Below are 13246 nucleotides of genomic sequence, written 5' to 3'. Positions count from 1 at the left end.
AAAGTGAGTGGTTCACGTGACTGATGGGGATGGCACCGCTGGCCTGCCCGACGGCAGCGTCGACGGTTCGTTCGCGGCTCCCGTCGTCGGGGGTGGGCGGGCCGTCGCCGTGGCGGGCTCGTACGGCCCGTCCGGCATCGGCCCCCTCACCTCACGCCGCTGGTTCCGCATCCTCGGCGGACTCGTCATCCCCGTCATCCTGCTCGTCGTCTGGCAGATCGCCTCGACGAGCGGCGCTGTCCCCATCTCGCAACTGCCGTCGCCCGAGATGGTGTGGCTGTCGGCCGTCGACCTCGCCGAGCGCGGACTGCTCGGCCTCTACATCGCGATCTCGACGCAGCGCGTGCTCATCGGCTTCGCGTTCGGCGCCGTGATCGGTCTCGCGATGGGTGCGATCGTGGGGCTCTCGAAGCTCGGCGACATCTTCTTCTCGCCCATCCTCGGCGGCATCCGCGCCGTTCCGTCGCTCGCGTGGGTGCCGCTCCTGCTGCTCTGGATCGGCATCGGCGAAGACTCGAAGGTCACGCTCATCGCGATCGGCGCGTTCTTCCCCGTCTACACGGTCGTCGCCGCCGCGCTCCGGCACGTCGACCAGCACCTGCTCGAGGCGGGCCGCGCGTTCGGCTACCACGGCCTCTCGCTCTTCACCCGTGTGCAGCTGCCGGCCGTCGTGCCCTCGGTCATCTCGGCCCTCCGCCTCGCCCTCGCGCAGGCGTGGCTCTTCCTCGTCGCCGCCGAGCTCCTCGCCTCGTCGATGGGTCTCGGCTTCCTCCTCCTCGACTCCGGCCAGAACGGCCGCATCGACCGCATCTTCCTCGCGATCATCCTGCTCGCCATCCTCGGCAAGCTGACCGACGCGATCCTCGGACTCTTCGAACGGTGGGCCATCAAGAAATGGGCGTGAACGACTTCGCGAACGACGGAACGATCGCGTCGCTCTCCGACGAGCTGCGGCGCTACCCGGCACCGGCGGGCTTCGACGGCAACGTCGACGCCGACGAGTACGGCATCGCCGCGGCCGACCCCGTCGCCTTCTGGGAGCGTCAGGCCGAGCGCCTCGACTGGGCCGAGCCGTGGCACACGGCCCACACGTGGGAGCCGACGGATGCCGACGGCTCGCGGGTTCCGCGCGCCGAGTGGTTCTCGGGCGGGCGCCTGAACGTCGCCGTCAACTGCGTCGACCGGCACGTGGACGCCGGCCGCGGCGAGAAGGTCGCCTTCCACTTCGAGGGAGAACGGGGCGACCGTCAGAGCCTCACGTACGCCGAACTGCAGCGCGAGGTGTCGAAGGCCGCGAACGCCCTCACGGCCCTCGGCATCGAGGCCGGCGACCGCGTCGTCATCTACCTGCCCGTGCTGCTCGAGACCGTCATCGCGACCCTCGCCGTCGCGCGCATCGGCGCCGTGCACTCCCTCGTCTTCGGCGGCTTCTCTGCTGAGGCGCTGCGCTTCCGCGTCGAAGACACGCGCGCCAAGCTGCTGATCACGACCGACGGGCAGTTCCGCCGCGGCGCAGCCGTCGCCGTGAAAGAAGCGGCCGACGCCGCCGTCGACGGTGTGCCCTCGATCGAGCACGTGCTCGTCATCCGCCGTACGGGTGACGAGACCCCCGACATCCCCTGGACCGACGGTCGCGACGTCTGGTGGCACGACGTCGTCGACACCGCGAGCGACGTCCACACGCCGGAGTACTTCGACGCCGAGCATCCCCTCTTCATCATCTACACGAGCGGCACGACCGGTAAGCCGAAAGGGCTCGTGCACTCGAGCGGCGGCTACCTCACGCACACGTCGTGGAGCCACTGGGCCGTGTTCGACGCGAAGCAGGACGACGTCTACTGGTGCACCGCCGACCTCGCGTGGGTCACGGCGCACTCGTACGTGCTCTACGGACCGCTGTCCAACGGCATCACGAGCGTCATCTACGAGGGCACGCCGAACACCCCGCACGCCGGCCGGCACTTCGAGATCATCGAGCGTTACGGCGTCTCGACGTACTACACGGCGCCGACGCTCATCCGCTCGCTCATGACGTGGTTCCCCGCGGGCGTGCCGTCCGAATACGACCTGTCGAGCATCCGCCTGCTCGGTTCGGTGGGCGAGGCGATCAACCCCGAGGCGTGGGTGTGGTTCCACGAGCAGATCGGCGGGGGCCGCGCCCCGATCGTCGACACGTGGTGGCAGTCGGAGACCGGCGCCGCCGTCATGGCCCCGCTGCCCGGCGTCTCGACCCTCAAGCCCGGCTCGTCGCTCACCGCGCTCCCCGGCCTCCGCACGCGTGTCGTCGACGACAGTGGGCGCCAGGTGCCGCGCGGCTCGGGCGGTTACCTCGTCATCGACGGAACCTGGCCGGGCATGGCGCGCACCGTGTGGGGCAACCCCGAGCGCTACCGCGACTCGTACTGGGCGAAGTTCGCGGCGCAGGGATACTTCTTCTCGGGCGACGGCGCGAAGTACGACGCCGACGGCGACATCTGGCTGCTCGGCCGGGTGGACGACGTCATCAACGTCGCCGGCCACCGCCTGTCGACCATCGAGATCGAATCGGCCCTCGTGTCGCACCCCGCGGTCGGCGAGGCCGGAGTCGTCGGAGTGTCCGACGCGACGACGGGCGAAGCGGTCGCGGCGTTCGTCGTGCTCTCGTCGGAGCCCGACGAGTCGACCATCGCGGCACTCCGCGATCACGTCGCTCACGCGATCGGGCCCATCGCGAAGCCCAAGCGCATCGTGCTCGTGCCCGACCTGCCGAAGACCCGCTCGGGCAAGATCATGCGGCGCCTGCTCGTCGACCTCGCCGAGGGACGCCCGCTCGGCGACACGACTTCCCTGCAGGACGAGTCCGTCCCCGGCCGCATCGCAGAGCTGCTCGTCTAGATCCGCTTGCACCCCGTAGTCTCGGCGTGTGCTGCGGGCACGCGGCGGATGACGCGTGTGCACGGATGACGCGTGTGCGCCGTTGCTGCGAAATGCGCGGCGCGTCGGCGTGTCGAGGCGCTGACGCGGCGTGGCGCGTGGATCTGCAGCATCCGTGTACGCGCGGAGGCCCCGGGCTGCGCGGCGGATAAGGAGATCTCGGGCGACACGCCGGTGCGCGGGTGTCGACACGCCGCTCGGGGCGGGAGATCTCCTCATCCGCCAGCGTCGATCACGGGATGACGCGTGCGTGGGGGTCAGGCCTTGGGGGTGGAGGGGTCCTGGGTGGGGGCGTCAGCGTCGGGCTCGTCTACTGCGGGCTCGGCCACGACGGGGGCGGGGGCGATCGCCTCGGCAACGGCGGGGCGCTCAGCAGTGCGCTCCGCAGGCTTCTCGACCGGCTTCTCAGCGGGCTGCTCGACCGGCTTCTCCGCGAGTTCCTCGTCGAGGTCGTCGACGTCGTCGATGAGGTCGAGCTCATCGAAGACGAACTCCTCCTGCACGGGGGCGCGGAAACCGCCGACACCGGCGAGCACGCCGATCGCGGCGAGGGCGACGATGACTCCGAGGATTCCGGCACCGAGCACGGCGGCGTAGACGACGATGATCGACTGTCCTCCGTAGACGTCGGTCGCCGTCGCGGTGCCCGCGTCGAGTGCGGCGTTGAGCGAGGTCACCGCGGCCGACGTCGAGGTGGCGCCGTAGATCAACGCTCCGAGCGCGACGACGAGCGTGACGAGCGGAACGATGAGCTTCGCGACGGAAATCGGACGGGACGGGCGTGCAGCCATGGAAGGACCTCAATATCTCGTGATTCAGGGACCTCGTCACTGTAGGAACGAACCCTATGGACCAGCCCTGTGCGCACTGTGCAGGCTCTGAGTGAGCGGGTGGACGCTGTCGAGGGATGTCGATAGCGTCGAACGATGATGTTCTACGACTACACCTGGACTCTGCTCATCGTCTTCTATGCGCTGATCCTCGCCGCAGCCGTGGTGGTCGTCGTCATCCTCGTGCGGCTCGCCCTCGCCGGCACGCGTGCGCTCAACGCCTACACCGAGCGCACGAAGATCGAGACGGCGATGATGCTCGCCTTCGACGGGGACGACGCCGAGTCGGGTGACAACGCCGAGCCGGGCGCGACGCCCACCGCCTGACTCAGCGCGGCCCGTGCGTCACGCGGCCGCCGGGCGCCGCCCCGCCGAAGAGCCCCGACACGCTCGCGAAGTCGAACCCGCGACCGCGGAGCCCCGTGATGATCTCGGGCACGGCGGCGACGGTCGACTCGTGGGTGTCGTGCATGAGCACGATGCTGCCCCGGTCGGGGCCGCCGACGGCGCGCTCGACGAGGAGCGCTCGACCGGGATCGGCCCAGTCCTTCGTGTCGATGTCCCATGTGACGAGCGGCATGCCGACGAGAGCGACGATGCGGTCGTCGTAGTCGCCGTAGGGCGGGCGCATCGTCGTCGGCACGACGCCCGAGGCCGCGGCGATGGCCGCCTGAGTGCGCGCGATCTGGTCGACGACGTCGGGGTCGGGCAGGGTCGTGAGCGCGGGGTGCGCCCACGTGTGGTTGCCGAGCTCGTGCCCGAGCTGAGCGGTGCGCAGCACGGTCGCCGGGCGGTTCTCGACGTATCCGCCCTGCAGGTAGAACGTCGCGCGCACGTTCGCGGCGCCGAGCGTGTCGAGCAGGCCGTCGGTGAGGCCCGTCGGCCCGTCGTCGAAGGTGAGCGCGACGCACGCGACGAATCCGCAGTCGACCGCCGTGAGGCCCGCCGTCTGCGGGGCGAGCACAGCGTCGGCGTCGAGGGCCGCGACGATGCGCTCACCGAGATCGCTCAGGATGTCGGCCTCGGCGTCGATCAGGACGGGAACCGCTCGCGTGCCGCGGCCATCGGCGCCCGGTGCGGTCGGCGCGTGCACGAGCAGGTCGCCCGAGGCGAGCACGACGGCATCCGCGAGCAGCACCCCGCGGTTCTCGGGGAGCACCGCGACGAACGGCCCCGTCGGTGCGGTCGGCGCCGGTTCGGGCAGCGGAGTCGGCGCGGCGGATGTCGCGGTCGGGCGTGATCCGCGAGGCACCTTGCCGATCGGCGGCCCGGGCGTCTTCTCGGCATCGACGATCGCCTGGGCGACGAGCATGAGTGCATAGGCCCGCCGACTCGGGTCGATGAGCGCCGTGCCATCGCCGATGACGTTGCCTGCGGCATCCGCGTAGATCGCCGTACGCGTCACGGGCTCGGGCTCGGCGGGCTCGGTGACCGTCCGCACCCCGACGAGGTCGCCGTGCGCGAGCACGAGTTCGCACCCGACCGTGCGCGGAGCCGACGCGATGCTCGGGCACGCTGCTCCCGTGCCGCCCGGTGCGACGTCGACCCCCGGCGCCCATGCGGCTCCGAGCGACGCCGCGAAGGCGTCGGCCGCGGCCCGCGCCCGTGAGGCGAGGAGAGCATTGAGGGCGTTCTCGCCCGGAAGCGTCGCCCAGCGCACGGCGATCGAGGCGTCGCCGACCTTCATCGCGGCAAGGCGCGACTGCAGCACGGCACGCGACGCGTCGGAGATCGCGGGCGCGACGGCCTTCCGGTCGACGCGCGCGGGCAGCGGCGGAGGCGGCGGCTCAACGGTGGGTGTCGACGTGGGCGGGGCGGTGCTCGCCGCGACGGGGTCGAGCGGGTCGAGCCCTCCCCCGTCGGCCCAGAACGGCGGGCCGGAGCACGCCGTCAGGGCGAGCACGACGGAGGCCATCACGAGCGCGCACACAGCACGCTCCCTCCCCCGACTTCCCATGGCGCCAGACTAGGCGAGACGTCCGACGAGACGGCGGCGATGCAGATTTTCGGCGGGTCACCGCGAATGCACGCAAAAAAGCCGCGCACGGCCACAACACATCATCGAGACTGCGCGCATAGCCTGGGATCGACGCCCGACCGGGCGTCACCGCACACGCGGTCGACCCCGGGGACGGAGGTTCCGATGTCACAGATCACTGCACACGCAATCGTGGGAGAACCCGAGGTCCTCGAAGACGAGCTGCACCCCGCGTGGCTCGAGCTGAAGGCCGCCGCGACCGCGATCCAGCCGCTCCAGGCGAAGGACGGCTCGGTGTCCGAGGTCGACCGGCCCGCGGCATCCGCTCTCGTCGACACCATCGTCGGTGCGATCGAATCCCTCGCCCCGCGCTTCCCGCACGACGCCGAGTACCTCGAGGCGCTCGTCGTCGACTTCCGGCGCTGGCAGGATGACGGCCTCGGCGTACCCGACTTCCTCGACTCGCTCATCGCCTTCCAGCCGCAGCGGCACCGGGTCGACGGCCTCCGCCACCTCGTCGTCTTCCCCATGTACACGCAGAACGGCTCGAGTGACCGCCACGTCGAGGCCCTCCTCGTCGAGGTCATCTGGCCCGAGTTCATCGCGGCGCTCGAGGCCGGCGACTACGGCAACACGCTCTTCGTGAGCCTCCGCCTCGTCGACTTCACCCCCGGCTACGACACGAACTCGGCCGTGCTCTTCCCCGAGACGGTCGCGATGCGCGAGATCCCGACGTTCACGTGGGGCGCGATCTTCCAGGACCGCGAGGCGGCGCGCTACCGTCGCGTCGTGCGCACGGCCGCCGCGATCACGAAGCTCGACCTGCCGCCGGCGGCCGCCGCGCTGCTCGACGACCAGGCGCTCGCGGAGCGCACGTTCGTCATGTGGGACATCATCCACGACCGCACCCACATGCGCGGCGACCTGCCCTTCGATCCGTTCATGATCAAGCAGCGCATGCCCTTCTTCCTCTACTCGCTCGAAGAGCTGCGCTGCGACCTCACCGCCTTCCGCGAGTCGGTGAGGATCGAGCGAGCGCTCCGCGCCCGAGCGGATGACGGTGACGAGCTCACTCCGATCGAGGCCGAGACCCTCGACCAGGCGGGGCTCGTGCAGTACGCCGTGATCTTCGACCGCATCTTCCGGTTCGCGATCACGGGCACGCGCGTGCGCAACTACGACGGGCTCGGCGGTCAGCTGCTGTTCGCGTGGCTGCACCAGCGCGGCGTGCTGCACTGGACCGACACGCAGCTCGCCTTCGACTGGGAGGCCGTGCCCGACGCGGTCGTCGCCCTCGGCGACACGATCGACGACCTGTACTGGAAGTCGATCGATCGCCCGAAGACGGCGCACTGGCTCGCCGCGTACGAGCTCGTCGCCTCCGTACTCGCCCCCAACCCGGCATCCGTCTGGGCCGAGGGTCTGCCGCGCGAGGTGCTCGCGGGACCGCCGAAGGGCTACACCGACCTCGTCATGGACGACGAGTTCCCGCTCTCGATGTTCTACGAGGCTCTCGACAAGAAGATGAAGGACGTCATCGCGTCGACCGTCGGCATCGTCGGCTCCGATGACTGACGTCACGGGTCGCACCGTCCTCATCGCCGGGGCGACGAGCAGCGCGGGCCGTGCGGTGGCCCGCGCCCTCGCCGCCGCCGGCGCGCAAGTCGTCTCGGTCGGCTCCAACTCCGAGCGGCTCGCCGAACTCGAAGCCGACGTCCCGGGCATCCTCACCGAGCGGTGCGACCTCACCGACGAGAGCGACGTCGCCGAGCTCGCGCTGCGCGTGCGTGCTCGGGTCGGGCACCTCGACGGCCTCGTGCACCTCGTCGGCGGCTGGCGCGGAGGCGGCGGAATCGCGGGGCAGACCGAGGACGACTTCCGGTTCCTCGAGGGCTCGCTCACGGCGCTCCGCCACGCGACGCGGTTCTTCGTCGACGACCTCGCGGCGTCGGACGCGGGCCGGCTGCTCATCGTCTCGTCGACGAGCGTCGCCCGGCCGACCGCGAGCAACGCCAACTACACGGCGGTCAAGGCCGCGAGCGAAGCGTGGACGCTCGCCGTCGCGCAGGCGTTCTCCGCGAACGAATCGGGCGATGCCGCCGCCGCGATCGTACGGGTGCGCGCCCTCGACGGACTTGAGGACGCCCTCGCCGAGCACGTCGTCGGCCTGTGGTCGACGCCCGCGGCCGACGTCAACGGGCGCATCGCGACGCTCAGCGCGTGAGCGCGTAGCGCGGCGCAGCTCCCCCGTTTCCCCTCGAAAGGTCAATCCCTCGGGGTCCCGCGCGTCGCGGACCCCCTCGGATTGACCTTTCGGCGTGGGGCGGGGCGCCCGGCATCCGTCGTGAGGCGGATGACCGCCCGCACCGCCCCGGGTACCGTGAGGGGATGACCGCAGCGAGCCTCGACGACACCGAATGGGTGCGCCCGAAGCCGGGCCGGGCCGGGTATCGCCACGACGCGATCCTCGCGCTCGTGCTCGCGGTGTGCGCGACGGGCAGCCTCGTGCTGTACCGCACGACGGGCCTCTTCGACGAGTCACCGTTCTGGCACTCGCTCATCTGGGTCGTCGCGATGACGCTGCCGCTCGCGTTCCGGCGACGGTGGCCCGAGATCGCCGGCGTGACGGTGGCTGCGGCCTTCATCGTCGGAGCCGAGCTCGGCATCATGGAGCTGCTCTTCAGCAACATCGCGCTCTTCATCGCCATGTACTCCATCGGCGCATGGAGTCGCAGTCGCCGGCTGGCCACCATCGTGCGCTCGCTCATCGTCGGCGTGATGTTCGCCTGGCTGTTCTGGTCGACGATCGTGCTCTCGAACGTGCAGATCGAGGCGACAGGATTCTCGGCCGACGGCCCGTTCTCGGAGTACGTCGCGTACAGCCTCATCAACGTCATCACGGACCTGCTCTACTTCGGCGGGGCCTGGTTCTTCGGCAGTTCGGCGTACCGCTCGGCGAAGTCCCGTGCCCAGCTCGAGCAGCGCACGGCAGAGCTCGCCGCCGAGCGTGAGCGCACGAAGGCGCAGGCCGTCGCGCTCGAACGCGTGCGCATCGCCCGGGAGCTCCACGACGTCGTCGCCCACCACGTCTCGGTCATGGGCGTGCAGGCCGGTGCCGCCCGCCGCGTGCTGAGCCGCGATCCCGCCGCTGCGGCCGACTCGCTCTCGGCGATCGAGTCGAGCGCGCGCGAGGCCGTCGACGAGCTGCATCGCCTGCTCGGCACCCTGCGATCCGAGAACGGTGAGGATGCCGGTGCCGACGCCCCGGCGGCCGAGGGTGCTTCCACGCGCGGGGTCGCACGACTGCCCGATCTCGCCGCCGACGCGGGGCTGCCCGTCTCGTTCGAGGTCATCGGCGCCGAGCGCACCATCCCGCCGCTCGTGAGCGTGAGTCTCTACCGCATCACGCAGGAGTCCCTCACGAATGTGCGGAAGCACGCGGGTGCCGCGGCGCAGGCCGACATCCGGCTGCGTTACCTCGACTCCGCCGTCGAGCTCGAGGTCACGAACACCGGGTCGGTTCCGGGCACCGCGCGCTCCGGCGGGCTCGGCGTCATCGGCATGCGCGAACGCGTCGCCGCCGTCGGTGGCACGATCGAGATCGGGCCGCGCCCGCGCGGCGGTTTCCGAGTGCGAGCGACGTTCCCGACCTCCCGCGCCGAAGGGGCAGCATGAGCACCAGCACCGACATCCGTGTCCTCGTCGTCGACGACCAAGATCTGGTTCGCGCCGGATTCCGCACCATCCTCGCCTCGGAGCCCGGGATCGTCGTGGTCGGCGAGGCATCCGATGGCGCAGCGGCCGTCACGGCGGCGCGCGACCTCCGCCCCGACGTCGTCTGCATGGACGTGCAGATGCCCGGCATGGACGGCCTCGAGGCGACGCGACTGCTCACGGCCGACCCGTCCGTCGACGCCGCGGTGCTCGTGCTCACGACCTTCAACCGCGAGGACTACCTCTTCACCGCGCTGCAGGCCGGGGCGAGCGGGTTCCTGCTGAAGAACTCGTCACCCGAGAAGCTCATCGAGGCCGTGCAGATCGTCGCGCGCGGCGATGCGCTGCTGTCGCCCGACGTCACGCGACACGTCATCTCCGCGGTCGCCGCGACCCGCGGGCAGGGTGCGGCGAGCGCTCCCCCCGCCGCGCAGAACCCCGAGCTCGACTCGCTCACCGAGCGCGAGCGCGAGGTTCTCGAACTGCTCGCCGAGGGTCTCTCGAACGCCGAGATCGCCGCGCGCATCTACGTCGGCGAGGCGACCGTCAAGACCCACGTGTCGAAGGTGCTCATGAAGCTGGGCTTGCGCGACCGCATCCACGCGGTCGTCTACGCCTACGAGAACGGCGTGGTGCTGCCCGGGGCGTGATCCCCGTCAGGCGACCGCGAAGGGCGGACGTTCGAGCTCGGCGATGAGTACCTCGGCGGCATCCGTGCCTGTCGCGACGATGCGGTTCGACTCGTCGACGTGCACGATGCTCGGCCGGAACGAGCGCGCCTCGGCCTCGTCGAGCTGCGCGTACGAGATGACGATCACGAGGTCGCCCGTGCCGATGAGGTGCGCGGCCGCACCGTTCACGCCGATGACGCCCGACCCGCGCTCGCCCTCGATGACGTAGGTCTCGAGGCGGGCGCCGTTCGTCACGTCGACGACGGCGACCTGTTCGCCCGGCAGCAGGTCGGCGGCGTCCATGAGGTCACGGTCGACCGTCAGCGAGCCGACGTAGTGGAGGTCGGCGTGGGTGACCGTCGCACGGTGGATCTTGCCTTTGAGCATCGTTCGCAGCACCGCACCAGCGTAGCCGGGCGTCCGCCTCGCGGCGGAGAGCGAGGCCGAGAACCAGCCGCACGGCGGATACCGCGCGGCACACGTCGGCAATAGCGTGAAACCATGCTCGAACTCAACGGAATCGACAAGTCGTACGGCACACGAAAAGTGCTCGACGGGGTCACGTTCACGGTCGGAGACGGCCGCATGACCGGCTTCGTCGGCGGTAACGGCGCCGGAAAGACCACGACGATGCGCATCATCCTCGGCGTGCTCTCCTCCGACGCGGGAACCGTCACCCTGCAAGGCTCCCCCATCACCGCGGCCGACCGCCGTCGCTTCGGCTACATGCCCGAAGAGCGTGGCCTGTACCCGAAGATGAAGGTGCTCGAGCAGATCGTCTACTTCGCCCGGCTGCACGGGTGGAAGGCGGATGCCGCGAAGAAGAACGCCACCGAGCTGCTCGAACGCCTCGGCCTCGGCGAGCGCCTGAACGACACCGTCGAGAGCCTCTCGCTCGGCAACCAGCAGCGCGCGCAGATCGCCGCGGCCCTCGTGCACCGCCCCGAGGTGCTCGTGCTCGACGAGCCGTTCTCGGGCCTCGACCCGATCGCCGTCGAGACGGTGCAGTCAGTGCTCACCGACTACGCCGCCGGCGGTGCCCCCGTGCTCTTCTCGTCGCACCAGCTCGACATCGTCGAACGCCTCTGCGACGACCTCGTCATCATCGCGGGCGGCCAGATCCGCGCCTCCGGCTCGCGCGACGAGCTGCGCGACGCGCATGGTTCGACGCGCTACGAGCTGCTTCTCAACGGCGACGCCGGCTGGCTCCGCGAGCAGCCCGGCATCACCGTCATCGACTTCGACGGCGGCTACGCGGTCTTCGAGGCCGACTCCGCCGAGGCGCGCCAGCAGGTGCTGCGCGCCGCCGTCGCCCACGGTGACGTCGTGAGCTTCGGCCGCGAACGCACCACCCTCGCCGAAATCTTCAAGGAGGTCGTCCGATGAGCACCACTGCCCCCGAGCGCCGCACCCCGCGCTTCGCCGACAGCGTCGGACTCGTCGCGGGACGCGAGATCGTCACGCGCGTGCGGTCGAAGTCGTTCATCATCTCGACGATCATCCTCATGGTCGCCGTACTCGCCTCGATCATCCTCGGCAGTGTGCTGAGCGGCACCGGCGAGAGTGCGCCCAAGGTCGCCGCGATCGGGTCGAGCGCGTCATCCGTCGCCGAGAAGGCGGGCTTCGAGCTCGAGACGGCGAGCGATCAGGCCGCCGCCGAGACGATGCTGCGCGACGGCGACATCGACGCGATCATCGTCGACGCGCCGAGCGACCCGACCGGGGTCAGCGTTATCGGCCTCGACTCGACGCCCTCGAACGTCGTGCAGTCGCTCGCGATCGTGCCGAGCGTCGAGCTGCTGAACCCCGACGCTCCGAACCCGTTCCTCATCTACATCGTCGCGCTCGGCTTCGGCATCGTGTTCTTCATGTCGGCGATCACCTTCGGTGGCACGATCGCCCAGTCGGTCGTCGAAGAGAAGCAGACGCGCGTCGTCGAGATCCTGCTGTCGACCGTCTCGGCGCGTTCGCTCCTCACCGGCAAGGTGCTCGGCAACTCGGCGATGGCGTTCGGTCAGATCGTCGCGATCGCGGGTCTCGCTCTCGTCGGCCTCGTCGTGACGGGCCAGCGCGTGCTGCTCGGCGGGCTCGGCTCGTCGGTCATCTGGTTCGTCGTGTTCTTCGCGATCGGCTTCGTGATGCTCGCGGCACTGTTCGCGGCGACCGCGGCCCTCGTCTCGCGCGCCGAAGACGTGCAGTCGGCGACGTCGCCCGTGACGATGCTCGTCATGGCGCCGTACATCCTCATCATCGTCTTCAACAACAACCCGACGGTGCTCTCGATCATGAGCTATGTGCCGTTCTCTGCTCCGGTCGGCATGCCGATGCGTATCTTCCTCGGCACCGCCGAGTGGTGGGAGCCGCTGCTCTCGCTCGCGATCCTCATCGCCACGACGGCCGTCGTGATCCTCATCGGAGAGCGCATCTACTCGAACTCGCTGCTCCGCATGGGTGCACGGGTGAAGCTCTCCGAGGCGATCAAGGGCTAGTCACGCCAACCGGGGAACGACCCGGGTGATGAGGGCGGCGAGCTCGTCGGATGACGGCGGCTCGTCGCCCTCGGCGTACGCCGACGCGAAGCACTGCCCCTGGTGACGGATGACGGCGGTGAGCACACTCGTGATGAGGGCGGCCTCGGCGGCGTCGCTCTCGCCGAACTGCGTGGCGAGGCGTTCTCCGACGATCTCCTGCAGCTCGCTCTCGAGCAGCGTGAACTTCTCCATCTGCCGTGTGAGCAGGGCCGGGTTCGACGCGATCGCGCGCACGCGGTCGACGAAGAGCCGCTCATGATCGGCGAGCGCCGCCTCGTCGAACGAGACGAGGTGCACGGCCTCGGCCAGCAGCGGGCCGGTCGAGGCGACGAACGCGCGGGCGGCCTCGCGGTCGACGTGCGGCACGGCACTGCCGAGGAGCGCCGCCTCCTTCGTCGCGAAGTAGTTGAAGAAGGTGCGCTGCGAGACCCCCGCCGCGTCGGCGATCATGTCGACGGTGACGTTGTCGTAGCCGTGCTCGAGCACGAGCGAGATCGCGGCGGACTCGAGCGCCGCCGCGGTGCGGGCGCGTCCCTGCTTCATCTCAGCCACGCCCCTATCCTGTCACCGACGGGCGTGCCGACTCGGCGCAGAACGAGGGAGGATGGA

13 protein-coding genes are annotated in these 13246 nt (G+C 70.3%); 9 read left to right on the top strand and 4 right to left on the bottom strand.

The features are described 5' to 3' along the window. Positions 1-16: 16 nt before the first annotated feature. Together BJ972_RS12890 and acs are read left to right on the top strand one after the other, a co-directional pair. Positions 17-904 (top strand): ABC transporter permease, encoded by an 888-nt coding sequence (locus BJ972_RS12890; RefSeq protein WP_373366828.1) that lies wholly within the window; start codon positions 17-19, stop codon positions 902-904. Further along, complete coding sequence (gene acs / locus BJ972_RS12885; RefSeq protein WP_129172624.1) at positions 895-2874, top strand: acetate--CoA ligase; 1980 nt, start codon at positions 895-897, stop codon at positions 2872-2874. Before BJ972_RS12890 ends, acs begins: the two co-directional genes overlap by 10 nt. 296 nt (positions 2875-3170) lie before the next feature. Here the strand turns inward: acs and BJ972_RS12880 are convergent, their stop codons facing one another. Continuing rightward, positions 3171-3704, bottom strand: coding sequence for a hypothetical protein (locus BJ972_RS12880; protein WP_164989837.1), 534 nt, complete (start codon positions 3702-3704; stop codon positions 3171-3173). Positions 3705-3839: 135 nt separating this feature from the next. Between BJ972_RS12880 and BJ972_RS12875 the strand changes: the two genes are divergently transcribed. After that, positions 3840-4070 (top strand): hypothetical protein, encoded by a 231-nt coding sequence (locus tag BJ972_RS12875; protein ID WP_129172077.1) that lies wholly within the window; start codon positions 3840-3842, stop codon positions 4068-4070. Position 4071: 1 nt separating this feature from the next. Here BJ972_RS12875 and BJ972_RS17725 read toward each other — a convergent pair whose 3' ends face one another. Further along, complete coding sequence (locus tag BJ972_RS17725) at positions 4072-5673, bottom strand: polysaccharide deacetylase family protein (RefSeq protein WP_129172078.1); 1602 nt, start codon at positions 5671-5673, stop codon at positions 4072-4074. 213 nt (positions 5674-5886) lie between these two features. Here BJ972_RS17725 and BJ972_RS12865 point away from each other — a divergent pair, with 213 nt between their 5' ends. The 4 genes from BJ972_RS12865 to BJ972_RS12850 all read left to right on the top strand — a co-directional run bounded on the left by BJ972_RS12865 (position 5887) and on the right by BJ972_RS12850 (position 10085). Beyond that, positions 5887-7296, top strand: coding sequence for a DUF6421 family protein (locus BJ972_RS12865; protein ID WP_129172079.1), 1410 nt, complete (start codon positions 5887-5889; stop codon positions 7294-7296). Then, positions 7289-7945 carry an SDR family NAD(P)-dependent oxidoreductase gene (locus BJ972_RS12860; RefSeq protein ID WP_129172080.1) on the top strand — a complete coding sequence of 219 codons (657 nt, stop codon included), beginning with the start codon at positions 7289-7291 and terminating at the stop codon, positions 7943-7945. The genes BJ972_RS12865 and BJ972_RS12860 overlap by 8 nt, the downstream gene beginning before the upstream one ends. Positions 7946-8109: 164 nt before the next feature. Beyond that, the gene (locus BJ972_RS12855) at positions 8110-9396 is read left to right on the top strand and encodes a sensor histidine kinase (RefSeq protein ID WP_129172081.1); all 1287 of its coding nucleotides are present in this window, start codon (positions 8110-8112) and stop codon (positions 9394-9396) included. Continuing rightward, positions 9393-10085 carry a response regulator gene (locus BJ972_RS12850; protein WP_129172082.1) on the top strand — a complete coding sequence of 231 codons (693 nt, stop codon included), beginning with the start codon at positions 9393-9395 and terminating at the stop codon, positions 10083-10085. Before BJ972_RS12855 ends, BJ972_RS12850 begins: the two co-directional genes overlap by 4 nt. A gap of 6 nt (positions 10086-10091) precedes the next feature. On the opposite strand, the gene panD is transcribed toward BJ972_RS12850, so the two are convergent. Beyond that, on the bottom strand, positions 10092-10505 hold the full coding sequence (panD, locus tag BJ972_RS12845; protein ID WP_129172083.1) for an aspartate 1-decarboxylase: 414 nt from the start codon (positions 10503-10505) through the stop codon (positions 10092-10094). A gap of 102 nt (positions 10506-10607) precedes the next feature. On the opposite strand from panD, the gene BJ972_RS12840 reads away from it, so the two are divergent. After that, a complete protein-coding gene (locus tag BJ972_RS12840) occupies positions 10608-11492 on the top strand; it encodes an ABC transporter ATP-binding protein (protein ID WP_129172084.1) in 885 nt (294 codons plus the stop codon). Further along, entirely contained in the window at positions 11489-12595 is a 1107-nt protein-coding gene (locus tag BJ972_RS12835; protein WP_129172085.1) for an ABC transporter permease, read from the top strand. Before BJ972_RS12840 ends, BJ972_RS12835 begins: the two co-directional genes overlap by 4 nt. Here the strand turns inward: BJ972_RS12835 and BJ972_RS12830 are convergent, their stop codons facing one another. Then, positions 12596-13180 carry a TetR/AcrR family transcriptional regulator gene (locus BJ972_RS12830; RefSeq protein WP_129172625.1) on the bottom strand — a complete coding sequence of 195 codons (585 nt, stop codon included), beginning with the start codon at positions 13178-13180 and terminating at the stop codon, positions 12596-12598. Positions 13181-13246 lie beyond the last annotated feature (66 nt).

This window comes from Agromyces atrinae, from assembly GCF_013407835.1.
GTDB classification, from domain to species: Bacteria; Actinomycetota; Actinomycetes; order Actinomycetales; family Microbacteriaceae; genus Agromyces; species Agromyces atrinae.
The sequence above is the reverse complement of the archived record's forward strand: the minus strand, read 5'-3'. Positions and strand labels throughout refer to the sequence as shown.